Source organism: Nocardia albiluteola (genome assembly GCF_018860155.1).
GTDB lineage: Bacteria > Actinomycetota > Actinomycetes > Mycobacteriales > Mycobacteriaceae > Nocardia > Nocardia albiluteola.
In genome coordinates this window covers 305,447-330,971 of sequence record NZ_JAHKNI010000010.1, presented here as the reverse complement: position 1 = coordinate 330,971, position 25,525 = coordinate 305,447, and the positions used below count along the sequence as shown (strand labels likewise).

Here is a 25,525-nt window from a genome sequence, read left to right as displayed (position 1 = left end):
GGCGCAGCAATCTCGGTAGACACAAGTGTGCGCGGTATCCAGGGCCGAGACCTGCGTACTCGGCTACCTGTTTCTGCTGGTCACGACCTCGCGGAAGCAGGTAGGAGGCAATGCCGAAGTGGTCGGCCACCGGGGGAGCGGCTTTCAGCCATGATCGGTCCAGGCGACAGCTCGCAACGGAAATGACCCCGTCCCACGCACTGGCGCTGGCAGTGCGACCAGCCTGGCACCGATGTCGGGAACCGCGTCCAGGTTCGTCATCTGCTCGATAATCGGAATTCCCGCGCCGAGCAGTGTGTGGTGGCACGGTCGTGTCGGCAGTGTCGTGTCGTCGATGTCGAGCGAATCGATTCCGACCAGCGCTACATTGGCGGCGACCAATGCATCCGCGACCTCGCCAACCAGGAACGGATGGTCAGGGCTCCGGTACGCCGGCGCACCCCACCGGGCCGACCATCCGGTGTGCACGAGCACCGCCTTGCCCCACAACCGCGCGGGATCGCCGAGCACGTCCGGCCCCACCGCACGGGTCCCCACCGCGCGGATCATCACGATCGCCACGTTGAACAGCCGTTCCAGCGGCAACTCGGCGATGTCGGCGCCATCGGCGTGGAAAAGAAAAGGCGCGTCGATATACGTCCCGGTATTGCCGACCATATCCACACTGTCCGAGATCGGATGGGACAGCTCCACAACCGCCCTTCGGCCGCCAGGACGCCCCAACCAGGTCACCATCATTTCCGGTCAGACGCGCAGCAGGAGATAAGCGGCGGTTCCCGAACCGATCACGGCGCCGCCGTAGCAAGCCAGGCTGATCAACACGCTGAAACGCTTCAGCCGCAAGCCGTCGTAGAGCATGTACCGGAAGCGGTGTGCCCAATGGAACAGAGCCAGCACACAGAGTGCGAAAAGGACCAGCCGGGTGACAGGATTGCGCAACACCGAGAGCAGGTATGCGTGGTCCGGCGCCGAAAGCCAGCCCAGCGGGAAGGCGAGGCCGAACAGGAACAGCAGCACCGGTACGAGCAGCGCAGCGGCCATGCCGCCGACGCTGAACAGCAGCCACACCAACGGTTCCGGGGATTTCCGGTTCGTCATCGCAGCACCACCCACGCCACGATCGCCGTAAGCAGACCCCACAGCAGGTAGTTCAGCCCGACGATGACGACCGGTGCGACGCGCCGGCCCCGCACGCGCACCACGATCGCCTTGGGCGTGAGGTTGAACCAGGTGACCGTGTGCATGAGCACGAACAGCAGGGCGATCGTGTTCAGCGCGAGCACCCACGAGCCGGCGCTCCAGCTCAGAAACCGTTGGTACGCTTCGCTTCCGGAGCTGACCGCGTGGACCAGAAACAGGAGGTACACCACGAACCAGGCGACGAACACGCTGCTGAGTTCGCGCAGGACGAAGATCAGGTACGAGCGGCGGCGCACCCACCAGAACGTGGAGACCGGCTTTCGGTACAACCGGGGTGTCGTGGTCATCGTGCCCGCCAGGGCATGAGGAAGTCTCGGAGCGCTTGCGTGGCCGCGGTCAGCTTGTAGCGTTGGATCGCGCCGGCCGGGTCGACCCCCTTGGGGCAGGCGGTGGTGCACTCGCCGACAAAGGTGCAGGACCATACACCGTCGGCGGACGCGAGAACGTCCCGCCGATCTGCGGCTCCCTCATCGCGCGAGTCGAGGTTGTAGCGTTGGGCCAGGGCGATCGCAGCCGGACCCAGGAACTCGGGCTCGAGCGCGTAGACGGGGCAGGCCGAGTAGCAGAGCATGCAGTTGATGCACATGCTGTACTTCTGGTAGTCGTCCATTTCGGATGGTGTTTGGAGGTACTCGCCGCCTTCGAGTGGGCGGTGTTCCTCCCTGATCAGCCATGGCTTGACCTCGGTCAGCTTGTGCATGAAGTCGCTGATCTCGATGACGAGATCCCGGATCACCGGGAAGTTGCGCAACGGTTCGACCCGCACCGGCCCCGGCGCGTAGTCGGTCAGAAAGGTGGCGCAGCTCAGTTGTGGGTCGCCATTGACGGTCATGCCGCAGCTACCGCAGATGCCCATCCGGCAGGACCACCGGTACGACACCGTTCCGTCGAGGTAGTCCTTGATGTGGTTGAGGCCGTCGAGCACCGTCCATTCCTTGCGCAGCGGAACCTCGTACGACTGCAGTACCGGTGCGGCCTCTCGGTCCGGTCGGTAGCGCGCGACCTGCATGGTTATCCGGTCTTCCATTGCCATCACCTCCCGTATACGCGTTCGCCGGGTGGCCAGCGAGTAATCGTCACCGGGAGGTGCGAAACGCGGCCCGAGCCGTCCGGCTGCCGATGAATCACCGAATGGGCCAGGAATCGCTCGTCGTTCCTGGTGGGGAAATCGGTCCGCTGGTGCGCGCCCCGGGATTCCTCTCGCGCCAGCGCGCAGGCGATGATGCATTCCGCCACATCGAGCATGCACGACAGTTCCAGCGCCGCAACCAGTTCGGTGTTGAACGCCCGGCTGTGGTCATCGAGGCGGGCGTTGCCGAACCGATCGCGAAGCCGGCGCAACGTCTCGGCCGCCTCGGCGAGGGAGTCGCCATCCCGGTAGATCCCGGCACTGGCCTCCATCGTCTGCTGCATCTCGGTGCGGATGTCCGCGATGCGTTCGGAGCCCTCGGCGTGGCGCGTGAGGCCCCGTTCCAGCCGGTCCTGTTCGGCGCGGCCGAGCGCCGCGGCCGCCGGCGCCGGGCCGGCCGGGGCCGAGCTCGCATACTCGGCGGCGGCACGACCGGCTCGCGCACCGAAGACCAGGCACTCGGGAAGGGAGTTCGACCCGAGCCGGTTGGCGCCGTTGATGCTGACACAGGCGACCTCTCCGGCGGCGTACAGCCCCTCCAGGGGTGTCGCGCCATGGATGTCGGTATGAACGCCGCCCATCATGTAGTGAACGACGGGGCGTACCGGGATCAGCTCCCGGACCGGGTCGATGTTCTGGTACTTCAAGCACAGCTCGCGCACGAACGGCAGCTTCGTGTCGACGAGATCCGCACCGAGGTGGCGTATGTCGAGGTGGACGACGTGTCCGTACGGTGTGTCGATGGTCCGGCCCTTGGCCAGTTCGTGGACGAAGGCCTGCGACAGTCGGTCGCGTGGCCCGAGTTCCATGCTTCGCATCACCGGCTGCGGTGATGGCGTCCCGAGATCGTAATCCTGCAGGTAGCGGTAGCCGTCCTTGTTGAGCAGCCAGCCGCCCTCCGCGCGCGTTGCCTCGGTGATCAAGATGCCGGTGAACGGAAGGCCGGTCGGGTGGTATTGGACGAACTCCATGTCCTTGAGCGGCGCGCCCGCCCGATAGGCCAACGCCATACCGTCGCCGGTCTTGATATTGGCGTTGGTGGTGAACGGGTACACGCGGCCGCAGCCACCGGTACACACGATGACAGCGCTGGCGAGAATCGTTTCGACGCGTCCGGTGGCCAGCTCTATGGCCATGACACCGCACACCTTGCCGTCGTCGACGAGCAATGTTGTGGCGAACCACTCGTCGTATCGGACGATGCCCTGATAGGACAGCGCGGTCTGGAACAGGGTGTGCAGCAAGTGAAAACCGGTTTTGTCGGCTGCGAACCAGGTGCGGTTGTTCGTCATGCCGCCGAATGCCCGTACCGCGATGTGCCCGTCCGGCTGGCGGCTCCATGGGCAGCCCCAATGCTCCAGCTGGAGCAACTCCCGGGGCGCTTCCTCCACGAAGGTTTCGACAGCGTCTTGGTCGCAGAGCCAATCGCTGCCGGAGACCGTGTCGTATGCATGGTCTTCCAAGCTGTCGCCGGGACCGGCGACTCCCGCGGCGCCACCCTCGGCGGAGACGGTATGGCTGCGCATCGGATAGACCTTGGACACGATTGCGATACTCAGTTGCGGGTTGTGTTCCGCGATGGCGATCGCCGCGCGCAGACCCGCGCCGCCTCCACCAACGATCACGACGTCGTGAAAAACGGTCATGTGGCACCACCCGGGCGTCGTCTGTCAGACCTCGAAGTCGGCGCTGTGCTCGTCCATCAGGACCTTGCCGTCATGGCGGATGATTCTGATCCGAACGCTGCCGTCGTGGAATTCGTGCCGAATCCGGCGGCAGCCACAGTCGTAACGCAGATCGTCGATAATCAGGCCCGCTTCGTCGTCTTCGCGGTGGCGAGCCCCGCCCCTCAGTCTCCCGCACGGGGCGCGTTCCTTGCTGAACTGCTCGGTGGCGCTAAGCATCTCCACCTCCCGGCGAACCGGTGGCACACCTTACTGGCAGGTAGGCACATAAGCGTACGCGCATTGCGCCGCGGCCGCAGGAGGCGTTCTGCCCTGCCTGACGCTCCCAACATGCACCCGAGGCAGTCTGTGTTGCTTGGCGATCCGGCTCATTGGAGAATCGAGGAGACACGATCGAACTCGGTGTGTCGCGGGTGCCGGTTGGTTTCTGCTGCGATCGGCGGTGATGGGTCTTGTTGGCTCGGATGTCGATACGACGCGTATTTTCGGCGATCATTGTCGCGATCGCGCTGCTCTTCGGGGTGTCGGCGACGTCGGCCGTAGTGAGCAGGGCGGTAGTCGGGCGGTCGTTGGATGATTTGAATAACCGAGTTTTCGTGGCGCAACGGTCCGCCTCGGCGTTGCTGCGAGCCTATGTGGATCAAGAGACGGGCCAGCGCGGCTTCCTGCTGACCGGTGACCCGGTGTTTCTCGAGCCCTACACCGCGGGTCGCGCCCAGGCCGCACAGGCGCAGACTCGGTTACGACAAGTTCTCGCCGGCAACACGCAAGCCATGACCGCGCTCGACGCTGTATCGGCAGCCGCGAATGCCTGGGAAACGACGGCGGCCGAACCGGAAATCGCCGCTCGAATGGCCGGCCCGGTGCCTGGCGAGCAGATCGAATCATTGGGCCTCCTCGGCAAAGGCTTGTTCGATGCGCTTCGCAACAAGGCCGCCCAGCTTCAGTCTCGAACAGACGAAATGGCCGCGCGTCAACTTCACCGGGTGTCCGCTGCGCAGCATGTCGCCAGGGTCGTGACCTACATCTTGGTCGGGCTCCTGCTGTTGATCGTGGTGACGGCCCTCACGGTGCTGCCGCGACTGTTGAACAGGCCCGTCACCCGTCTGCTCAGACAAGTACGGGCAGTATCGGAAGGGAACTACGCCATCGAGATCGAGCGGAACGGGCCGGTCGAGATCGCCACCATCGCCGACGCCGTCAACCACATGCGTGCCAGCATCCTCGCGAGCATTGATGACCGGCTGGCAGCCGAGAACGCGCTGACCCGGCACGACGAGCAAGCACGGATGGCCGCCGATCTGCACGACCGCACGATCAACCGAGTGTTCGGGCTCGGGCTCTTGCTCACTTCGGCAGCGAACCGGCATCCCCGGGTGAGATCGACGTTGAAGCCACTGATTGCCGAGACCGACGAAATTATCAGCGAATTGCGTAAGGTTATCTTCGATTTGAGCCATACCGACAATCCCGGCGCCCATGCCGAGCGTGGCTTGTCGGCCACGGTGATCAGGGTCGTCGAAAACATCTTCGACGGCACCGACACCGTGCCCGCGCTGGAATTCAGGGGCGCGGTCGACGGATCCGCCGTCGAGCCTGGACTGCGACTCGCCGTGGTCGAGTTCCTGCACACGGCACTGGGCCCGATGGTTCCCGTCGTGAACCCTGCCGACCTGACCGTTCGGTTGGTCGCCACAGACGACGCACTGTGTCTACAGCTTGCGATCCGCGGCGATCACGCTGAAGCCGACCAGACTGAAAACCTCGACCGGCTCTCTGCTCTCATTGCGCGGTTGGGCGGCACGCTGAGCGCCGGCACCGACGAATCCGAGACGACCATCGCGTGGACCGTCCCGCCAGGATCGATGATCGGCCCCGGGTGACCTTCGCCTGTGAGGTGAGCCGCACCTACTTTGCCGGGTGCAGCCACCGGTTGGTGATTGATGGTTCAACGCTTTCATCCGTGGGAGTAGCGCACCGTCGCCCGGGATCTTTCCAGCATGATCAGGGCGACAGGCAACCTATCTCTACGCCTGCCCGAGGGGAGTCATGTTCGAGCAGATCCACACATCCAGAATAGGTCGCCATACATCTGCGGCATGACGACGTGCGAAACAGGTCTTGGACGGTGTGCGCGCGACGTCGTTGACTCGTAGACATGGCTAGCTACAAGGGCAAGAACGTCGTAATCACCGGTGGCAGCAGCGGTTTCGGACTGACAACGGCGCGGTTGTTCGTGGATTCCGGAGCGCGAGTACTGATCACCGGCCGCAACCGGTCGACGTTGGACACGGCGCGAGAACAGTTGGGGTCCAACGTGATCGCCGTCCAGAGCGACGCGTCGTCCCTGCCGGACATCGAGGCACTGGCGAAACGCGTCGCGACGGAATTCGGCCTGCTGGACGTGTTGTTCGTGAACGCGGGTGTGACCGCGTCGGCGCCATTCGAGTCCACATCGCAGGATATGTACGACGAACTGTTCGCGATCAACGCGAAGGGCCCGTATTTCACGGTCCAGAAGCTCGCGCCGCTGCTGCGTGAGGGCGCCGGTGTGGTACTGACGACGTCGGTGGCGAACGTCAAAGGCATCGAAATGACCAGCGTCTACGCGGCGAGCAAAGCCGCGCTGCGGTCGATGACACGGTCGCTGGCGCGAGAGTTGCTGCCGCGCGGGATCCGCGTCAACGCGATCAGCCCCGGACCGATCGACACCGGCATCCTGGACCGGTCGATGCCACCCGAGACCGCGACGGCGATGAAACAAGAGTTCCGCAGCCGTAATCCGATGCAACGCTTCGGGCTGTCGGAGGAGATCGCCACCGCGGTGGAGTACCTCGCGTTCGGCGCGACATTCACCACGGGAGCAGAGTTTCCGGTGGACGGTGGAGCATCACAGTTGTAGTCCGTCGATATCGAAACCGGCAGGAGCGGTGGCAGGCCGACTGTCGATCAGTGTGATGCGGGCGGGATGCTCTGCTCGTACCGGAAGACGTTGTGGGGGTCGTACTTCGCCTTGATCCTGCGCAGGCGCTCGAAGTGCGGTCTGCCCCAATAGGCCGTCTCCCACTCTTGCATTCCGACGTTCGGCACGTTGACGTAGGCGCCGTCCACATACGGCCGCAGCGCCTGACTGAACTCGGCGATCCAGCTCTGGGCCTGCGAGGTCAGCGGGTCGCTGACGCCCGGTTGTGGTGAACGAGTCCCCCAGGCCGCGCCGATCTCGCCGTAGAAAAGCGCGTCGCGATGCACGAACGCCGTGCCGCCGCGCGGTTCTTTGCCGATCGCCCCACCGAAGGCATCGACGAAGTAGTTGCTCTCCTGCGAAGGAGCGTTTCGCATGAAGGAACCGATCACGTCGATCGCCTCCTTCGGAAACCGCTCTTTGACGAACTGCGAGAAGAACTTCCAGTTCGCGGGCTCCTGCGCGAGCGGGACCTGGGATCCGGCAAAGATATCGCCCCAGTTACCGACCTGCACCGTGACGTCGGGCGTGCCGACCGACAGGATCGGAGCCAGCATCTGTCTGGCCTGCGCCTCTGCCCCCTCCACAAGCCACGCGGACAGCTGCATCTCGGACTTGTGGATCTCGAGCTCGGATCCCAGACGGCTGTCGGCGGACGGCACCGTACGCTGCCATGCCTCGAAGACCCCGGACAGGTCCCCGAGTCCACTCCACGTCGCCTGCACGTTGGCCAGCCGTGTGAGCGGATGCACCTTGTAGGTGAGTTGCGTGACGATCCCGAAGTTGCCGTTTCCCGCGCCGCGAAGCGCCCAGAGCAGGTCCGAGTGGTGCTGCGCGTCAACGTTGATCACCTCGGCGCAGTCGTGACCCGACGGGACGACGACCTCGACCGCCATCAGACTGTCGCAGGCCATGCCGAGCCAGCGGTTGAGAGGCCCGAGGCCACCACCGAGCGTCGCACCGCACACACTGACGCTGCCCTCGCTTCCGGTTGTGACCGCGAGGTTCTGCTTCGCGAGCGCCGTCACCGCCTCCAGCTGGTTCAGCCCGGCGCCGATCGTTGCGGTACCAGCGCCGGGGTCGATCTTGACCGACTTCAGCTCGCTGACGTCGATCACGATGCCGTTGTCCACGTTCGACCAGCCCTCGAGGGCGTGGCGGCCGCTGCGCACCCGCAACGCGACGTCGTGCTGCCGCGCCCACGTGAGAGCGTTCACCACGTCCTGGGTTTCCTGCGCGAAGACGATGACCAGCGGATAATGCGAAAAGAGCTGGTCCCAGCCGAGTCGCGCGTCGGTGTACGACACGTCACCGGGGCGGACGATGTGACCGGTCAGCGTCGCGGGCGGGCATCCCGGCGCGTTCGCTTCGGCGATATCCGGAGTGTCTGCGGCTGTAAGGCCCGAAACAACGACTGCTCCGACACCGACGGCCGCCGACGATCTGAGGAGGTCACGACGAGAAAGATCGCTCATGTCCGGGTCCTCTCGATCGGGCTACGCCAGTACCCGGCCGCTTGAGGAAACAATTACCCGTCAACCGCCGGGCAGTCCTTCGTGGTCTTCCCGAATGGCAACGGGGTCACGTGGCGGTGTGTCCCGACACACCAATCGAGGACGATCACGACCGCCCAAAGCGTAACTCAGCACCGAACGCCTACCGGCCCGATTTGAATTTCTTATCCATCGGCCGTCAGGGTGTTCGGGTGGCGGAGCGTTCGGCCCATACCCTGGTCACCGGGCATTTGGCCGGTTCGATTTGGGTCGGCGCGCCGACACTGTGGGCATCAAACGTGGCAGGGGTGGCAGCGGCGCGGACCCGGGGGAGGCATGGAACGCTTGGATCATGAGGGCGGCGAAGCGCCGGGAGGCCGCGAGGCGTGCTGCCGGCGTGGTCGCGTGGATGCCGTTGTTGGCCATGATCATGAGGATGAGGTCGTCGAGCATTAGGTCAGGGCGCAGGTGCCCGGTGTCCTTGGCGCGGCGGATCAGTTCGGCGGCGGCGGTCAGCGAGGATGTGCGGATTGCGGCGAAATCCAGCGCGTTGGGGTAGGTGGACATGAAGGCCGCGGTGAAGCCGTGGTCGCGCGCTTGCAGCTCGCAGAGCTTCTCGATCGTGAGGCAGAAGCCGTGCCAGGGATCCGGATCGGCGAGCCCCTCGTCCACGAGGGACCGGCAGGCCAGCATCTGGTCGGTGAACGCCTCCGCGACCAGCATCTCCTTGGTCGGGAAATGGCGGTAGAGGGTCGCGGGCCCGACCCCGGCACGCCGGGCGATCTCCCGCATCGGCACGTCCAGGCCCGCACTGACGAATACCGTGCGAGCCGCCTCGAGGATGCGTTCGCGATTGTCACGCGCGTCCGAACGCAGTGCGTGAGGCAAATGAGCAGTCACCGCTCTCACTTTAGCTAAACGGACGGGGGCGTCCGTTAGGTTCCGATGGTTGGTTCCGATCGAGATGAACATGGAGAAACCGGTGAAAGCAGTGATGGTCCAGGCGTTCGGAGGTCCCGAGGTGCTCGCGGTGGTCGACCTATCCGACCCGAATCCGGCTGCCGGGCAGGTGTCGATCACGACCGAGGCGATCGGCGTCGGCGGTATCGACGCTCTTATCCGAAGCGGCGCGCTGGCCGCGTACGGCGCCACACCCGGTCGCATCCTCGGCAGCGAGGTCGCGGGGACCGTGACCGAGGTCGGGGAGGGCGTCGACACCACCTGGGTCGGCCGGCGCGTGTGGGCGCTCACCGGTGAGAGCGGCGGCTATGCCGAACAGGCCGTCGCACCGGCCGAGACGCTCGTCCCTCTCCCGGCGGACCTGTCGGCCGTCGACGCAGTGACGCTCGGCAGCTCGGCAATGGTGGCCCACTTTGCCCTGCGCCATGCCCACTTCGCTCGCGGTGAGTCGGTGCTGGTGCGTGGCGCGGCCGGCGGCATCGGGGTCATGGCGGTCCAGATCGCAGCCCGTGGCGGTGCCGGTGCGGTCGCGGTCACGACATCCTCGGCCGAACGTGGCGATCGCCTGCGCGAGCTGGGCGCGACGCATGTGCTGGACCGGCTCGGCCGGGGTGCGCCGGATGCTCCTGCGAGCTACGACGTCATCCTCGACATCGTCGCCGGTGCGGATCTGCCTTCATTCTTCGCCAGGCTCGAGCCGAACGGTCGCATGGTGGCTGTCGGCGCGATGGCAGGCATGCCGCCAACGGACTTCGGCATGGAGATGGTCGCGGCGTTCCGGAAGTCGATGTCGTTCGCCACCTTCAGCGCCGACACCGTGCCCCCACTCGAGCGACGGGCCGCGACCGCCGAACTGTTCACTGCCGCCAGTCGTGGCGAGCTGAAAGCCGTTGTGCACGAAACACTTCACTTGGAACAGGCGGTTTCGGCCCACCGGAAAATGGAAGCAGGCGAGGTATTCGGCAGGATCGCACTCACACCGTCGCGAAACTAGACCACATCGCTCCTCACTCGGCGAACAACGCCCGTATTTGCCGCATGTCGCGCTGACCGAACCGGCTGGCGCGGCACGGCGAAAGATCCATCGGCCCTTCCCATCCGGAGCCGACCGAACGCACCTTCATGCGGAATGCGATGTCTCGAATGTCACCGCAACCGCGATGCAGGCCAGCAGCTTCTCGGACACCGCGCGCGGGCCGTCGCTCAATTGCGATCGAAACGAGTGGCCTGCGCCGCCGCCTGGCCGAACTGGCCGAGCAGTCCGGCGGCGATATCGACTCTGCGCGAAGAGAATTCGCCGACACCTTCCGAATCCCCAGCGGCCGTCCCGGCACCGCGGCGGAGGTCGCCGAACTCGTCGCCTTCCTGGCCTCCAACCGGGCCCGCTACATCACCGGCACCGTCCAGGTCATCGACGGCGGCTGATAGTGCACCGCGCGGGCGGCAAACTACCCCAGGAAGTCGGCGAGCACGGCGCCACCTCGGGCCGCATCCTGAAGCATCCACCAGTGCCCCAGGCCTTCCAGGCGAGCGTTCCGGGCGCCCGCGCGTTCCCCGGCGCGAATACGCCGATCACCGCCGCCGACGTAGACGTCCTCCGTGGCGATGATGTGGAGGCCGGGGCGGGCGGCGGCTTTTTGTATTCGCCGCTCGGTTCGCAGTGATGCAGTGGCTCTACCAAGCGTCTGGCCGAGTCCGCCGGGCCGACCCGATGAGCCATCGATGAATTCACTTGTCGGACAGTGCTATGCATTGGTGATCTCTGCGATCACCGTGGCCGGATGGGGGCGATCGGCGATCTCGGCTGCGATGCTGCGGGCCTGGTTGCGAAAGGCGTTGTTCCGCAGCACTTCGGTTACCGCGGTGGAGATCTCGGCGGACGAGTCGGCCGTGATCGATGTCCCCGATGCGGCGGCGCGGGCGGCGTTGATGGGCTGGTCGGCGCCTTGCGGCCAGAGCACCATGGGCAGGCCGTGTGCCAGGGTGCCGAGGACGGTGCCGACGCCGCCGGCGCCGACCACCAGGTCGACCTCGTCGAGCAGTTGGGCCAGCGGGACGAAGGGCACGTACCGCACCCGGGCAGGGGCGGCTCCGGTCAGCCGCTCCTGAGATGCCTGATCCGAGGCGGAATGCCGCAGCGACGAGCCGAGCGTGGCGATGACGTTGACCTCGGTGTCCATAACCGCCGCCACGGCCGCGGCGAGGATGTCCGGGTCGGAGAAGATCGTGCCGAAGGTGACGAGCACCGTGGGCTTGTCGCGCGCGGCGAAGTCGGGCAGGTCGAGCGTAATGTCCTTCGGTCGGCGGTGGGCCTGCGGCCGGACCGGTCGCACCGTGGTGGCGGGGATCCAGTCCGGATCCTGCAGTTGCGGCGGACACGGGTCGATATAGCTCGACGCCGCGACCGGCCGCAGGTTCGCTCGCTCGGATCGGGCCGAGGCGACGCGATCGATCTCGTCGGTGATCGCCGACGGCAGTGCCGGGCCGATGCCGGCTCGGTGCCAATCGATGCCCAGCCCAGCGGCGACGATCGGACCCACCGCATCGAACGGCTCCGCGACAATCAGGTCCGCACCCCAGTCGGCGGCCTGGTCGATGCTGTCGGTGATGGCGAGGTCGACCCGGGCGCCGCCGAAGATCTCGCCGATGACCTGAGGCGTCGGATGGAACACGTCGGCGCCGGTGCGGCGGGCCGCCTCCTCGGAGAACTCACCCGGCATTACACCCGCATCGAGGAATTCGACCTCCACAGGGAGTTCGGCGGTAGCCTCGCCCCGGAATCCAGCGCTCGACAGCAGCCCGACGGTATGGCCGGCATCGACGGCTGCCTGCATGAGCGGCGCCAGGGGCAGGACGTGTCCGAAGGCCGGGGTGGCACTGAACAACAGTTTCATGGGCATCCGTTCGCTCTTGTCGACGCGGTCGCGCCGATGGTTCCCAGTCGAGGCCATGCCGCTGCGGCATGGCCAAGGGTTGAGTGTGCCCTTGCGGCATAGTCTTTCCTGAGACTATGTCAGCTGAACATGTCCTCGCACAGCAACATTCGCATCCGAGACTTCGGACTCGCCGGTCGATCGCGGCGGCGTATATGCGGCATTGCGGGCTACTGGTTGCCGGATTTGCGGTTGTCGCAGGGGTTTTGGCGCAATCTCACCGCCGGTGACGAATCGCACCGTCATGATCCGGATCGACAATGCCGTCGTCGGCAACACACCGTCGGCGCCGTCGGGCTCGGCCGGATAGTTCGGCCCGCCATAGCACCCATCGAGAGGAGCGAGATGGCACTGTCCGATCCGACCGCGATCGGGGATCTGTACGGATATGCCGCCGGAGGACCCGACTCGTGGCGCGAGTGTTCTATCCGGATGGCGCTGTGGTTCACGCGCCCGTGGTGCGGTTGTTCCTAGGCTCGACGCGAGTCCGATCGGTCGGTTGTGGCGTTGGCAGCCGAGGACGGGCAATCGTCTTGCGAGATATGGAGTTTCCATGAATTGGTCTACTGTTCGCCGGGGCCTGTTTGCCGCGGGGTTCGCCGGGATGGCCGTGACCGGCGTGCTGGCAGTTCCGGCGCTGGCCACCGCCCAGGCGATATCGCTCGTTCCGATCGTGCATGCGGACAACGCCGGTGACCCGAACACGGGGCAGAGCGGTCCGGGCAACCCGGGAACGCCGGGATCCGATCCGGGCAACCCGGGTACGCCGGGGGCCGGTCCGGGTAACCCGGGTACGCCCGGAACTTAATCGCCAACGGCCACAGCTCATTTACAGCATCGACGGCACGCCCCCGCAGCGGAGCGGTAGCCCTTTTATCACGACACTGATCACCGGTCGACCTGCCGCCTTCCTATGATTCGAAGGCGATGGCATTTCGATGGAAGATCAGCGTCATGGAGGAAGGGGGAAGGTCATGACGGAGCCGGAGAAGTCCGGACCCGGCCCGACGTTCGTCGGGAAGGCGGCGCCCGCGCCCGGCCGGGCGGCAGAAGGCTTCGGCAGCTTCTGGCGCGGGTGGGAAGCGCAGCTGGGCCGCAAGCAGCCGCCGCGCCTGTTCACCCCGGGCGGCGGCGGTGGTGGTGACTTCCGGCTCGATGTCCGCGCCGTCACCGCACACGACATCGTGATCGCTGATGTTCGCAGTGAGTCGGCCACCGGCACGCATGCCAGTCCGTCCGGCGACAGCGACGGCCAGGTGATGCTGATGCATGTGATCAAGCAGAACTCCTGGCGGTTCGCCCGGCCGGACGAGGGCGACTATCGCGTTCCCGCAGGGAATTTCATGCTGCAGCGCAACGGCCCGCCGACGTTCGAGGACGCGCGGCATACCGCGGCGTCGGTCCTGATCGTGCCCGCATCGCCGCTGGACCGTCTGGTCCAGGACAAGCTGATCACCGGACCGGCCTCCACGGCCGAGATGCGGTTGCTCCTGGGCCACATGCATTTGGTGGAGCAGGCCGCCCCGGATCTCACGCCGGCCGGTGCACTGGCGGCCCGCAACTCTCTGCTCGAGCTCCTGGCCGGGGTGCTGCGGCAGCAGGTGGACAGCACCGAGCCCACGTTCGGCCCCGCGCTGGCGCAGGCGGCGAAGGACCTCGCGGACCGCCTGCTCGCAGACCCGGAGCTGTCGCCGTCGATGCTGGCCGGCGAGCTCAGTGTCTCCCTGCGCACGCTCCAACGGGCATTCGCCGCGGCCGAGGACAGCGTCGCGGGATACATTCGCCGCCGCAGGCTGGAGCAGGCCCGGCTCGAACTCCTCAGTGCCACAGGGCGTCCGAGCAACACGGAGCTGGCCGCCCACTGGCAGTTCGCCGACAGCAGCCATTTCGTCCGTGCCTTCAAGGGCCGATACGGTTGCACCCCAACCGAGTTCGCCCGGGGCGCGGCCAACGGTGATACCGACCTGGTTGTCGGGAGCGCTCGCAACTGACGACTTTGGCGCAAATGTTCCATCGAGATGCCGCCCTGATTCACGTCCTGGCACTGCCGACCTTCCTAAGCTTTCATGTCATACCTCGATCTGCGGTTGCGCGTGAGGTGTACGCGAGTGACCAGATGACGCTGTAGGTCACCGATTTCGAAGGTCAATCCGATGCCGGTCGGGCGCAGGTGAGGGATTCGTTGTGACAATAATGTGGCAGAGCCCGGACATTCACGAGGTGGAGTCCGACGTACTTCGATTGAGTATGTTGGGGCCGGTCGAGGTGTGGATGGGTGAGCGCCGCCTGGATATCACGGCGCCGCAGACGCTGGCCGTGCTGGCCATTCTGGCGGCCGAGCCCGGGCGCACCCTGTCGACGACCCAACTGGCCGCCCGCCTGTGGGCGGATCAGCCGCCGACCTCGGCGGCCAATGTCCTGCGCAACCATGTGCACGGCATGCGCCGCCAATTCGATGCCTACGGCCATGCCGGCGCCGGAGCGGAGTGGCTCGGCTCGACCCTCGGCGGCTATCGGCTCGGCCTGCCGGTGGAGTCCGATGTGGGCCAGGTCGAGCGGCTGATCGCGGCCGCCGAAGCCGATCGCAGCGCGGGCGCGGCCGAGGAGGCGAACGAGAAATTGGCTGCGGCGCAGCAACTGTGGCGTGGCGATCCGCTCATCGGCCTGCCCGGGCCGTGGGCGGAGAAGGAACGCGCACGCCTGGACGGGCTGCGCGCGGCCCTCGGCGAGGCCACGATATCCGTCGCGCTGGACCTGGGCCGGTATCCGGCCGCGGTCGCGGAGCTGGAGGCGTTGGTCAGGGCCGAACCGCACGGTGAGCGGTGGCACGAGCTGCTGATGGTTGCGCTGTACCGCGCGGGACGGCGGGTCGATGCGCTAGAGGTGTACCGGAACGCGCGCCGCCTGCTGGCCGACGAACTCGGCCTGGAGCCCGGTCCGCGGATGACCCGGCTGCATCAGCAGATCCTGTCGGCCGAGCCGCCGATCGTCGCCGGCGAATCGCGTTCTCCCGATAGCGAATTCCACTCGCCGCGCATCCCGGCGCAACTGCCCCCGGACGTTGCCGACTTCGTCGGGCGTGAGGATCTGGTGCAGGAGCTGACCGAGGCGCTGAGTGCGAACTGCGATCGCCGCCAGGCGGTCGCGATCACCGGGATGGGCGGCATCGGAAAAACCACGCTCGCAATACATCTCGCCCATCGCGTACGCGACCACTATCCGGACGGAGTGCTGTATCTCGACCTCGGCGGCATGGACGAGCAACCCCGCGAGGCCGATACGCTGATCGAGGTCGCATCGCGGTCGTTCGGAGTCGAGCTGAGCGAACTGTCGCTGGACCCCGCGGAGCGAACGAGCCTGTGGCGCGAGCTGATTGCGAGCAGGCGCGTCCTGCTGGTGCTCGACAATGCGCACAACGTGGATCAGCTCGCCCCGCTCCTGCCGAGTACGGGGCAGGCGGGGGTCGTGGTCACCAGCCGATCGAGTCTGGCGGAAATGTTCGACGCGCGGCTGGTCCCGCTGGATGTCCTGACCCCCGACGAGGCCTGGATGTTGCTGGAGCGCATGGTATCCGCGCGTCGCCTGGCGCAGGAATCCGATGCGGCGCACGAAATCCTGCGCCAGTGCGGTTATCTTCCGGTGTCGCTGCGCACCATCGGGGCGCGTCTGGCGAGCCGGCCCGCATGGACGCTCGCCGCGGTCGCCGAGCGCCTGGCCGAAGGGCGGGACCGGCTGGCCGAACTCGTGGTGGGCAACATCTGCGTGGAAGAGGTATTCCAGACCTCGTACCGCCGGCTCGATCCCGAGCTGTCGCGCGCGTTCGTTCTCATCGGGTTCTGTGACGCGCCCCATCTGTCCGTCGCCGCCATCGCCGCCCTGCTCGACCGGGATCGGACCGCGGCCGAGCGGCTCTGCGAGACGCTGGTGGACTCGGGCATGTTGCAGACATCGGAGCTGGGGCGCTACCGCCAACACGATCTCCTGCGGCTGTTCGCCCGCGGCGTGGCGGACGCGGCGCTGCGGCGGGAACGGCCGCAGGCGCTGCACCGGCTGGTCGACTTCTATTTGGCCAGCGCGAAAAACCTGGTGGAACTGCGTGATCCGGGCATGGGAACCGATCATTACGCGGTCACCAGCTCCGCGGGGCAGCGGTTCACCGACGAGCGGCACTGTGCCGCATGGGTTGCGGCCGAGCGATCCGGGCTTGTCGCACTCTACCGCCAGGTCGCCGATCATCCCGATGCCCGAACCCGGACGCTCGCAGTCGATCTCGCCCTCGCGGTCGTGATCTGGGGGGATGCGGGCGAGCACACGCCCGAGGTGGCGCAGGCGGTGGAGGCGCTGGGCCGGACGGCCGGGAACGACGGCGATGGCCGCACCCTGGCCCGGGCACAGCTCGCCGCCGCGGGCGCCCGCCTGATCGGTGCGGGGGATCCGGTTGCCGCTCGCACGGTCCGCACTATCGGTGGGGTCCTGCATGATGTGGGCGATGTGGTCGGGGCCATCCTCGCCGAGCAGGTGTTGAGCAGGGCCACGAACCTCCGGGGGCCGGTGGAGGGTGCCGAGGCACGCTACCGGCGCGCGCCGTCGGGCCGCGCAGCCGGAACGGCAACCTGTTCGTAGCACGACCGGGGAAGGGCGGCCATGAAAACCATTGCCGCCCTTCCCGTCGTCAGATCACCGAATCGGCGTAGGCCCGCGTCTGCCGCTGCCGGAACCGTTGCTCGAAGCCCGCGAAGTAGAGCGATGGTGCGGTCGACGACGAAGATTGTTCGATCACCCCGTCGTCGGCGATGTAGAAGATGGCGCGGCCAATGGCGATCTCGCCGGGTTCGGTGGGTACGAACACCATCCAGCCGACCTCGAGGCGTTCGGCGACGAGCTGGTCGAGCGGATACCCGGTGGTGTCGAGGCTGAGTCCGAGGATGTACTCGCGCACCAGCATGATCGCCTGGTGCTGTGGCAGTGGCTCGGGGGCCGCAGCCGTGAGGCCGGCCAGCGACAGCTGATACAGGGCGCCGTCGATGTCGTCGATGAGATCATCGAACACCGCGGTCAAGGTATCGCGGATGACCACCCCGGCCTCGGCGGCGGCAACCAGTGTGGCGGCGGCCTGTCGCTGTTGCTCGGTCGGATCGCCGCCGGCCACGCCGCAGACGATGTCGGCCACGGTCTGCGCCGACCACACCCCCGGAACGGCCGCGCTGATCAGGTCCGCGCCCGGGGAATCGCCGCGGTGCCAGCTGCCGTGCGCCCACCAGTAGCAGAACGACAGCATGCCCTGGGCCGCACGGGGATTGAGTACCTGATTGGCCACCCAGTTCGGGGCGCCGGCATACAGGTCCGGCAGTTCGTGACCGCCGTTGTAGGCGGCGTCGAGTTCGGGGGCGTTCCACATGCCGCCCGAGAGCACCGCGCGGCCGCCGGGCAGCACGAACAGCGTGGATCCGCTGCGTGCGGAACCCTCGAAGATGCCGAGCGCGGGCCGGATTCGCGGTCCCAGCTCCGAGCCGACGGCGACGAAGGCCGCCGCGATCGTCGCCCAGCGTGCCCACAACACGGGCAGCGGGGGGAAGTCTACGCGCGAGAGCTCCGAGGTGATGCCCGCGTCGCGGTCGGCGCGGGCCTGCGCGGCGGCCTCCTGGGGAGAACGCCATTGCTGTTCGTCGTGCCGGACGTAGGCGGCGAGCCACACCGGGATCTTTTCTCGCGGAAACGCTTCCAGGTCGGCGCGGTAGGCCTCGGGAGTCAGCAGCTGATCGTCGGGGAAGGGTTCGTCGCCGTAGTCGAAGTCGACCTCGACCTCGCCGGTGATCTCGAGCTCGATCGTCATGCGCCACCACGGGCCGTCGCCGAGTTGCGCGGAGATCTCGCGGTGCAGCCGGACGAGTTCGCCGACCTCTGCCGACGGTTCGGCGCGGGCGACCTGATCGGTGTCGTCGTAGTAGAGCACGTGGGCCACACCCCCGGCGACGGTCAGCGAGAAGGCCGCCTCCAGCCATTGCCAGCCTTCCGGACCGGCGACGGCCAGCTCGCGGGCGATGCGGTGGGCGAGGTCGCTGGCCTGCTCCTCGGCTGCCTGCGCGGCGGAGGCTTGCGGCTCGCTCGGCTGCTCCTCAGTGGTGGCTTGTGGCCCGAGTGGCGGTTTGGCGGTGTCGGCGGCGGGCGCGGCTCTGTAGCCCAGGTTGAAGCCGACATCGGGAAAGTCGTTCTGGGCCGAATCCGGACGTTGGGGATCGCTCATATCTATGAATCCTTCTCGCGCTTGCGCCAGGAATAGGCGTTCTGTCACGCCACGCACGGTGTGTATCCGCCCCCGAGTGGAATTCAACCTATTGACGATAAGTTTCGAGTAAAACTCGCGTAATAGGGCGTCACAGGCGAGTAAGAATGGCATGACAAATGCGTCATGACGGGATTTTCGGCCTTCGGTATGGTGAATGAGCTGACCGCCGAAGATGATTCGCGTGTTACGATACGGATGAGTTGCATGAACGATGTAACGTTACGAATGCTCCCGACTTGCTGAACTTCTTGGGCGCGTTAATATTGGACGTGCCTCACGGAGGTAGTAAGTACGCAAAACAGCGCTAGGAGGTGGCGTGATGGGCGTTCTAGAAGTAGAACCCAATGCATTCCAGCAGTACGGCGACATTGCGGCGAGCACGGCCACCATAGTCGCGACGGCAGGCACTGTCGACCAGGCCGCCAGTGTGGCCGCGGCGGCGCCGGTGTTCGGACTCATCGGCCAGGAATTTCTGGCCAGTTTCGCCTACGCCCAATGTAACCACTTCGTTGCGGTGAACCAGCTGGCGAACGTTTTCGCCAACACCTCGACCGCCGCGCATACCGCCGCTGGCGCCTACGAGCAGACCGAGTTGCATAACGCGGCCGGATTCACCGCTGCCGAACCGGTCTCACAATGAGCCCCGCCGCCGAAACCTTGGCGGCACCATTACATCCCACGGCTCTGGATGCCCTGCAGAACACGCCGGTCGCACCGTTGGTCGGCCAACCTGTCGCGCAGGTGCTGGCCACCATGGGATTGCCCACTATGCCGCAACCGCTCGCACTAGCACCGCCGCCGGGGCTGCCCCCATTACCGCCGCTCGATCCGGTCGCCCTGATCAAGCCGGTCACCGACCTGTTCAGCGGCTTCGGTACCGGCATTCTGGGCGCAGGCGGAGCCATCAACCCGCAGTCGATGCTGCAGAACGTGGTTCAAGCGCTGAACACGGCCATACAGGGGGCTCAGTTGGGCCTGCAACTACTGGAGTCGATGCGAGGCTCCGGCACCCAGGCGGCTGCAGCGTCCGGAGTTGCCGCCCAGGGCAATTCGGCGGCCGTCTCCGCCCAGGCCGCACAGATGCACGCCACGCTGGGCGCGGCATCGGTGACGGTGGCGACCGGGGCGGCCGAAATGGCCGCGGTGGCAGCCCAATTGGCCACCACCGAAGCGCTGTTGGCGCCGTTGGCCGCGACCCCGGGTGGCGCGGCCGCGCTGCTGGCCGCGGCGATGGAGGCAGCCGCCGAGGCGGCCGCGATCACCGCCCATACAAAGGCCCAGCTGCTCATGCATTCGGCCACGATGACTCAGAACGGCAGTCCGGTGCAGGTCAACGGCGGATCCACCAACCTTTCCAGCAGCAGCGCGCAATCCGTACTGCAGGAGGTGATATCGGGGGCCGAGCAGGTCGTGCAGCCGCTGCTGTCCGCGGCGCAGCAGGTCGGCGCCGGCCAGGTCCAGCGGCTGACGGCCACTCCGGTGCTGGCGCCTGCCAAGTTCGACGCGCTCGCCGGAGCCGGGGCCGGAACTGCGGCCGCACTCGCCGCCGGTTTCGGCGGCGGCTTCGCTGGCGGCGCCCTCGGTGCGGTGAGGTCCGCCCCCTTGGGGGCATGGCAGGAGGGCAACCTCACCGAGGCCGCGGCAGCGGAACCCGTGAGCGAAACCATCGCCGCCACCTCGGTGGTGTCCGAGGGCGCCGTGCTGCCGCCGATGATGATGGGTGGCGGTGCTGCGATGTCGGCGGTCCGGGCGGGCGCCTCCACCAGCACACCCGAGGCACTGGTGAACGCCCGCCACAGCGGGGAACTGGTCGGCGCCGACCCCGACGATATCGCCGCGCCGGTGATCGGCGCGATCCCAACCAGCCCAACCAGTCCGGATACCCCGTTCAGTCTGTAGGCGACCCGCCTCCCGACATCGACACTCTCACAAGGAGTTCCCGTGAGTAAGCTCGCCTTCGATCACGAACTGGCCCGGCAGGCCGCCGGTCGGCTGGACACGTTGGCCGACCGATTGGAGGGCAGTCTGCGCGACGCGCAGATCTCGCTCCGCCCCGCGGCCGCCGCCAACGATCGGGTGTCACTGCACACCGGGCAGACCTTCGATCAGGTCGGCGACTCCTTCCAGCAGTCGTATCGCACGGGCGTGCACGAGTTGCGCAAGATCGCCGCCAATCTGCGCTCGCACTCGGACTCGTTCGGCGACACCGATGACCAGTCCGTCGAGGCATTCCGCGGGCTTTTGTGACAGATCGCGAGTGACCTCCCAGCAGTGAGAACGAGACGAGGACCGAGACGATGGTGGCACCACCGAAGCCCGGGTTCACCGGCACGGTGTGGGAGGCCGTCCCGCCCGAACAGCTGGTACAGGAAGTGACCACCGGACCCGGTGCCGCACCGATGGCCGGGGCCGGGCTCGCCTACTCCGGACTGGCCGCCGAATTGGGTGAGGCCGCTACGGAATACCACGCAACCCTGTCCGTGCTCGGCGACGCATGGGCGTCCTCATCCAGCGCGGACGGCCTGAATCAGCTTGCCGCGCTGACCGAGTGGCTGGATCGAATCACCGCCTCGGCCCATGCCAACGCCGCGATCGCCACCCGGCAGGCGGCCGCCTATGAGATCGCCCGCACCACCCTCCCCCATCTCGTGGAGGTCGCCCAGGCCGCCCGCGCGGCAGAGGATTTGATGCGCAACAGCCTGCTTGGAGCCCCTCTGGCCGGCCTGCTGGATACCGCCGAACAACAGCTCGACGATATCCGGCAGCAGGCGGCGCGGGTGATGCAGGCGTACGAGGCCGCCAGCGCGCAGCTGGCCCGCCCGTGGCAGCAGGATTCCGCACCCGAGGTGTCCGCCGGCGCGAATTTCGTTGCCGAGCAGTCGCGCGGCACGCCGGCGAATGCGCAGCCGCCCGGGAGCACTGCGAGCCCGCCGCAGCTACAGCACGCCATGTCCGATCTCCCACAGATCGATCTGTCCGCGCTGCAACCACCGGCCCCGACGGTCCCGGTCGGCAGCGAGGCACTGGCCATGCCCGCGCTGCCGCTGCCCGGCGTCGCACCCGCGCCCGTGCCGGCGCAGGTGGTACAGGCGCAGCCCGTCACCGCCGCGCCACCACCGGTGGTCGCCCCAGCCTCGGCGGTCGCCCCACCCGCTCCCCTTCCAGCACCGGCGCCCCGCGCGGTCCCAGCCGACGCCGGCGGCACCGAGACGATCATTGTCAATGCCGGATTCGCCACCGCCCCTGCGGTATTGGGCGGCAGGGCACCCGCTGCCGCAGCAGAGGTCATGGCCCCCGCGACGCCGGAATTGGAGTCGTAATTGGCCACCCTCACCACAGACGGCATACTGGCCGTCGCAGCCGCACTCGATGTTCAGACGCTGCCGACCGCCCTTGCGGTGCGTCCCCGGCACACCGACCACGGGCAGCACGCAGCGGCCCGGGTCGCCGCCGAGGCCGACCTGCGTGAGCGCGGCGTGCTGGATCCCGTCGGCGACGTCCGCGACGACGACCTGATCACCGCGCTGTTCGCGCTCGCCCGGCCCGAACGCCAGCTGATCGCGCGAATCCACCGCCCCGGCATGCCCGCGTCAGGTCCGGAGGCGGCAGCGGAGCGTAACCACGCAGAACCGGCGGGCACGCCCCATGGACCCGACACGCTGATCCGGTTCTGCCTGGTCCGCCGCGGTCTCGAGCACGCCGTCGCGGTTCGCACCGGTGACGAGCTGGACGTGCGGACGGTGTGGGCCGACGAGGATCCGATGACGCTGGCCCGCCCACTGCTGGCCGTGCTCGGACCGTGCCCGCCCGCCGACGTCCCGGCGTTCAGCGCCCCGACCACCGACCTGCAGCGGTGCCTCGACGCCGCGGGCACCGACTACACGGCAGCCGCCTATGGCCTGGGCATGCCGCAGGACGACGCCGTCACCCTCGGATTGGCGCTACGCCAACGGCATTCGATTGCCGAGATCGTCTGCTACAGCCACCGCGACGGCCTCGCCGTGCGGTCCCCCGCCGCGGCCGCCGTCTACGACACGTCCGCCGGGCGGATCATCGGCGGCGGCAGCGTCACCGCCGCAGACCAGACCTGGACCACGCTCGCACCGGGCAGCGACCATCGCATGGCACAGGTGATCGCCGCGCTGGTCGAGTCGCTGCCGGAAGGCAGGTGGATGCCGTAGCTCGTGTGTGATTTCGATGCCGGGATCGACCGGCAGCCTCCGAATGTCCGAACCGCCGGAGCCATGTCTCCGCCGATACTCACCCATCCAATACTCGAAGGGATTTCCAATGGCAACCCAGTATCTTGATTTTGCGACATTCCAGAAGTACGCGAACGCCTATGCCGCGGTCATCGACCCCATCAACAAGACCGTGGATCAGCTGCGGTCCTCGGTAGAAGCCGCGAAGTCGGGCTGGCAGGGTACCGCTTACTCCGCGTTCAACTCCTTTGCCACAGAGCTGGAAGCGCAGATCACCAAGGTGAACAAGGATCTGACCCAGGTCTCCGAGGCACTGAATTCCGGCGAGAAGACCGTTGCCACATCCGACGACGAAAGCACGTCCGGATTCACATCGCTGGCCACCAGCTACAGCTAATTCCTGCGACCGCGGGCGATAAGCGCCCGAACGTGCAGTATATAGACTCGAGAAGGGATTCATCATGAGCGGCGTATTGAAATACGACGACAACACCGTCAATAACCTGGTCGGCGATCTGAGTGGTTACAACAAGTCGCTGACCACGGAGATGCAGAACGCCCAGGATGCGGCGAACAATCTGCTGAGCCAAGGCTGGGACAGCGGCAACGACAACGGCGCCTCGGCGACCTTCCAGGCGAAGCATAAAAGTCTGATGGCTGATATGGAAGGTCTGATCAACATTCTGTCCAAGGGAACCCAGCACGTGACGGACTCGCTGACTCGGGCCAGGTCGACCGACACCAAGGTCGCCGGCGACTTCACCTGGTAACCGACCCGGACTACATGTAGGCCCGTCGCCACCCGGCGCCGGGCCTGCACGTGTGCGTACCCAGGCCGGCTGCACTCATGCCGGCTGCAAGGTCTCCACCCCGCCCGGATTCGCGCCGGACAGATACCGGAGCTCCTCCGGGATCGACACGATTCGCACCTCGAACTCCCCTGCCGCGGTGCGGATACGCACGTCGTCACGCCGGTCTGCGGATTCGACGAGGACGACGTCGGCGTCGAGGATCGCCGCGGACTCATCCTCACCCGGGGCGCGCACGTGCACCACGGTCGCCTCCGATACCTGGCCGGCCGAGGCGACGCCGTCGTAGACGATCATCGTCGCGGCGGCGGTGTGCTGGGCGCCACCGCCGGGGTGTGACACCGACAGCGCCTCCGGTGCGCCGATCTGCTCGGCCAGATGCGCCCAATCCTGCGGCCGGGTGCTGTGCACGATCACCCGGGCGCCCACCGCCATCGCCCGCAGTGTCGTTTGCTGCACCAGCCACAGACTGCCCACGATCTCCACGCGCCGCACCGCCGGTCCGAACAGCGGCACTGCCACACCGAACCCATCGGTGGTCGCGCCGATCACCTGCCCACATCCGCCGGACGGCACGGTCAGCCAGGTCAGGGCCGCGGGCACGCCGAAGGAGGCGGCCCCATGGTCCCCGCCTTCCAGCAGCATCTGCCGCTGTACCCCGGTGAGCGGCCGCAAACCCAGTCCGGACAGTCTCGTGCGTACCTCCTCGGTGGCCGCGCCCGCGGTGTCGTGCCGCACCAGCGCGGTGACCGCCACCCGCCCACCGGACTCGCGGCGGGCGGCGGACCCCCCGGCCGGGCGCACCTGCAACCGCACCATGGTCGAGAGTCCGGGCACCGCCCAGATCCCCGCCATCACATCGGAGTTCAGCCGATCGGGCTGGATCGTATACCCGGCGAGTTCGATACCGTTGCAGCGCAGCGCATGCCAGTCCTCGAGCCACTGTCCCGGATCGATGTCGTGCCCGGTGGCCGATTCCGCGGCGGTCAACTCGGCGGCGGTCAGCACCCGCACCCGGACACCATGCCGGGCCAGTCGGTTGACGACCCGGCGGGTGGCGACCATGGCGGTGCGGACGGCGCCCTCGGTGCCGCCGCCGCGATTACCGATCGCCTCGGTGTTGTCCATCGGATCCAAGCGCAGCGTCAGCCACACTGTACGTGTCGCCGTCGCCGGCAGCGATCCCAGTATCTGCTCGTATATCCGCACCGCCTCGTGGTTGCCGCCGGCGCGGACCCCGAGCGCGACGACGTCGATGGCGGCCAGGCGGATGTCGAACTGGGACAGGCAGCGCGCCACCTCGTCCAGCGGGATCTCGTCGGCAGTGCGGATCACCGTCGGGGAGAGCAGGGTCGGTGCCACACCTCGCGGCTCGACCCGCACCATGGTGATCAGGCACCGGCCGTCCCAGCGCATTCCGTATATGTTGCCATCGGATTCCGGGACCGGCACATCGAACGGTTCCACGCTCGGCGTAACACCGCTCTGACGCCTTTCGCGCCACCGCAGTGCCAGGCGCATTGCAAGAATTCGCCAGACATTTCTCCCATGTACTCGCAGAGCTCCGAATGCGGCCACGACAACCCCCGCGGCGAGTGCGGCCAGGAGCGGTCCGTGGAATGCGATCACCGCAGTGCCCACCCCTGCCCCGAGGGTGGCCGCGGGCAGAATCACCGGCAGCGGGAGATGATGAAATACATCGGGCTTATCCGATGTCAATGGCGGCGGCCCCGCGGGTGGCTCCTGGGCCGATTGCATGATTGTCTCCGGATTTGTTGTGGCCGATGCGGTCTGCTCCGGCGCGGCGGCAATGTCACCCATTCGGCATGTCTCCCATCAGCATTCATCCCCGCATTACGGTAGCCT

At 67.0% G+C, this 25,525-nt stretch carries 26 protein-coding genes; 15 read left to right on the top strand and 11 right to left on the bottom strand.

Translation table 11 applies throughout. The annotated features are described in order from the left end of the window. Positions 1-144: 144 nt before the first annotated feature. The 6 genes from KO481_RS28315 to KO481_RS28290 are packed head-to-tail and all read right to left on the bottom strand — an operon-like array spanning position 145 to position 4,233. Entirely contained in the window at positions 145-735 is a 591-nt protein-coding gene (locus tag KO481_RS28315) for a cyclase family protein (RefSeq protein WP_281066212.1), read from the bottom strand. 9 nt (positions 736-744) lie between these two features. After that, entirely contained in the window at positions 745-1,098 is a 354-nt protein-coding gene (frdD, locus tag KO481_RS28310; RefSeq protein WP_215921556.1) for a fumarate reductase subunit FrdD, read from the bottom strand. Then, positions 1,095-1,487: a succinate dehydrogenase/fumarate reductase transmembrane subunit gene (locus KO481_RS28305; protein ID WP_215921554.1), complete on the bottom strand. Its 393-nt coding sequence runs from the start codon at positions 1,485-1,487 to the stop codon at positions 1,095-1,097. Before KO481_RS28305 ends, frdD begins: the two co-directional genes overlap by 4 nt. Further along, positions 1,484-2,227 (bottom strand): succinate dehydrogenase iron-sulfur subunit, encoded by a 744-nt coding sequence (gene sdhB / locus KO481_RS28300; RefSeq protein ID WP_215921551.1) that lies wholly within the window; start codon positions 2,225-2,227, stop codon positions 1,484-1,486. The genes KO481_RS28305 and sdhB overlap by 4 nt, the downstream gene beginning before the upstream one ends. Positions 2,228-2,232: 5 nt before the next feature. After that, on the bottom strand, positions 2,233-3,975 hold the full coding sequence (frdA, locus tag KO481_RS28295) for a fumarate reductase (quinol) flavoprotein subunit (RefSeq protein WP_215921549.1): 1,743 nt from the start codon (positions 3,973-3,975) through the stop codon (positions 2,233-2,235). A gap of 24 nt (positions 3,976-3,999) precedes the next feature. Further along, positions 4,000-4,233 (bottom strand): hypothetical protein, encoded by a 234-nt coding sequence (locus KO481_RS28290; RefSeq protein WP_245401627.1) that lies wholly within the window; start codon positions 4,231-4,233, stop codon positions 4,000-4,002. Positions 4,234-4,478: 245 nt separating this feature from the next. Here KO481_RS28290 and KO481_RS28285 point away from each other — a divergent pair, with 245 nt between their 5' ends. Continuing rightward, the gene (locus KO481_RS28285) at positions 4,479-5,897 is read left to right on the top strand and encodes a CHASE3 domain-containing protein (RefSeq protein WP_215921547.1); all 1,419 of its coding nucleotides are present in this window, start codon (positions 4,479-4,481) and stop codon (positions 5,895-5,897) included. Positions 5,898-6,172: 275 nt separating this feature from the next. Continuing rightward, on the top strand, positions 6,173-6,916 hold the full coding sequence (locus KO481_RS28280; protein ID WP_215921545.1) for an SDR family oxidoreductase: 744 nt from the start codon (positions 6,173-6,175) through the stop codon (positions 6,914-6,916). Positions 6,917-6,963: 47 nt separating this feature from the next. On the opposite strand, the gene KO481_RS28275 is transcribed toward KO481_RS28280, so the two are convergent. Both KO481_RS28275 and KO481_RS28270 read right to left on the bottom strand, forming a co-directional pair. Beyond that, the gene (locus KO481_RS28275; RefSeq protein WP_215921543.1) at positions 6,964-8,451 is read right to left on the bottom strand and encodes an FAD-binding oxidoreductase; all 1,488 of its coding nucleotides are present in this window, start codon (positions 8,449-8,451) and stop codon (positions 6,964-6,966) included. Positions 8,452-8,709: 258 nt separating this feature from the next. Continuing rightward, complete coding sequence (locus tag KO481_RS28270) at positions 8,710-9,369, bottom strand: TetR/AcrR family transcriptional regulator (RefSeq protein WP_308166809.1); 660 nt, start codon at positions 9,367-9,369, stop codon at positions 8,710-8,712. A gap of 82 nt (positions 9,370-9,451) precedes the next feature. On the opposite strand from KO481_RS28270, the gene KO481_RS28265 reads away from it, so the two are divergent. The 3 genes from KO481_RS28265 (at position 9,452) to KO481_RS28255 (ending at position 11,093) form a co-directional block, all read left to right on the top strand. Further along, positions 9,452-10,423 (top strand): zinc-dependent alcohol dehydrogenase family protein, encoded by a 972-nt coding sequence (locus tag KO481_RS28265; protein WP_215921541.1) that lies wholly within the window; start codon positions 9,452-9,454, stop codon positions 10,421-10,423. Positions 10,424-10,572: 149 nt separating this feature from the next. Beyond that, positions 10,573-10,854, top strand: coding sequence for an SDR family oxidoreductase (locus KO481_RS28260; protein ID WP_245401626.1), 282 nt, complete (start codon positions 10,573-10,575; stop codon positions 10,852-10,854). Between the two features lie 83 nt (positions 10,855-10,937). After that, entirely contained in the window at positions 10,938-11,093 is a 156-nt protein-coding gene (locus KO481_RS28255; protein ID WP_215921537.1) for a hypothetical protein, read from the top strand. An 81-nt stretch (positions 11,094-11,174) separates the two neighbouring features. On the opposite strand, the gene KO481_RS28250 is transcribed toward KO481_RS28255, so the two are convergent. Then, positions 11,175-12,323 carry a glycosyltransferase gene (locus KO481_RS28250; protein WP_215921535.1) on the bottom strand — a complete coding sequence of 383 codons (1,149 nt, stop codon included), beginning with the start codon at positions 12,321-12,323 and terminating at the stop codon, positions 11,175-11,177. Positions 12,324-12,915: 592 nt separating this feature from the next. Here KO481_RS28250 and KO481_RS28245 point away from each other — a divergent pair. From KO481_RS28245 to KO481_RS28235, 3 genes are all read left to right on the top strand, one after another. After that, positions 12,916-13,170: a hypothetical protein gene (locus tag KO481_RS28245; RefSeq protein WP_215921533.1), complete on the top strand. Its 255-nt coding sequence runs from the start codon at positions 12,916-12,918 to the stop codon at positions 13,168-13,170. 166 nt (positions 13,171-13,336) lie between these two features. After that, positions 13,337-14,353 (top strand): helix-turn-helix domain-containing protein, encoded by a 1,017-nt coding sequence (locus KO481_RS28240; protein ID WP_215921532.1) that lies wholly within the window; start codon positions 13,337-13,339, stop codon positions 14,351-14,353. A gap of 202 nt (positions 14,354-14,555) precedes the next feature. Next, positions 14,556-16,985 (top strand): AfsR/SARP family transcriptional regulator, encoded by a 2,430-nt coding sequence (locus tag KO481_RS28235; protein WP_245401669.1) that lies wholly within the window; start codon positions 14,556-14,558, stop codon positions 16,983-16,985. A gap of 49 nt (positions 16,986-17,034) precedes the next feature. Here the strand turns inward: KO481_RS28235 and KO481_RS28230 are convergent, their stop codons facing one another. Continuing rightward, positions 17,035-18,606, bottom strand: coding sequence for a hypothetical protein (locus tag KO481_RS28230; RefSeq protein WP_215921529.1), 1,572 nt, complete (start codon positions 18,604-18,606; stop codon positions 17,035-17,037). Positions 18,607-18,967: 361 nt separating this feature from the next. On the opposite strand from KO481_RS28230, the gene KO481_RS28225 reads away from it, so the two are divergent. From KO481_RS28225 to KO481_RS28195, 7 genes are all read left to right on the top strand, one after another. Continuing rightward, the gene (locus KO481_RS28225) at positions 18,968-19,288 is read left to right on the top strand and encodes a type VII secretion target (RefSeq protein WP_215921527.1); all 321 of its coding nucleotides are present in this window, start codon (positions 18,968-18,970) and stop codon (positions 19,286-19,288) included. Continuing rightward, positions 19,285-20,547, top strand: coding sequence for a hypothetical protein (locus KO481_RS28220; RefSeq protein ID WP_215921525.1), 1,263 nt, complete (start codon positions 19,285-19,287; stop codon positions 20,545-20,547). Before KO481_RS28225 ends, KO481_RS28220 begins: the two co-directional genes overlap by 4 nt. 42 nt (positions 20,548-20,589) lie before the next feature. Beyond that, positions 20,590-20,895: a PE family protein gene (locus KO481_RS28215; RefSeq protein WP_215921518.1), complete on the top strand. Its 306-nt coding sequence runs from the start codon at positions 20,590-20,592 to the stop codon at positions 20,893-20,895. A gap of 50 nt (positions 20,896-20,945) precedes the next feature. Then, complete coding sequence (locus KO481_RS28210; protein ID WP_215921517.1) at positions 20,946-21,968, top strand: PPE domain-containing protein; 1,023 nt, start codon at positions 20,946-20,948, stop codon at positions 21,966-21,968. Continuing rightward, positions 21,969-22,829 carry an ESX secretion-associated protein EspG gene (locus KO481_RS28205; RefSeq protein ID WP_215921516.1) on the top strand — a complete coding sequence of 287 codons (861 nt, stop codon included), beginning with the start codon at positions 21,969-21,971 and terminating at the stop codon, positions 22,827-22,829. It begins immediately after the preceding gene. Between the two features lie 109 nt (positions 22,830-22,938). Further along, positions 22,939-23,247, top strand: a complete 309-nt coding sequence (locus KO481_RS28200) for a WXG100 family type VII secretion target (protein WP_215921515.1) — start codon at positions 22,939-22,941, stop codon at positions 23,245-23,247. A 64-nt stretch (positions 23,248-23,311) separates the two neighbouring features. Beyond that, positions 23,312-23,620 (top strand): hypothetical protein, encoded by a 309-nt coding sequence (locus KO481_RS28195; RefSeq protein WP_215921514.1) that lies wholly within the window; start codon positions 23,312-23,314, stop codon positions 23,618-23,620. A gap of 75 nt (positions 23,621-23,695) precedes the next feature. Here KO481_RS28195 and eccE read toward each other — a convergent pair whose 3' ends face one another. Further along, entirely contained in the window at positions 23,696-25,480 is a 1,785-nt protein-coding gene (eccE, locus tag KO481_RS28190) for a type VII secretion protein EccE (RefSeq protein ID WP_215921513.1), read from the bottom strand. Positions 25,481-25,525 lie beyond the last annotated feature (45 nt).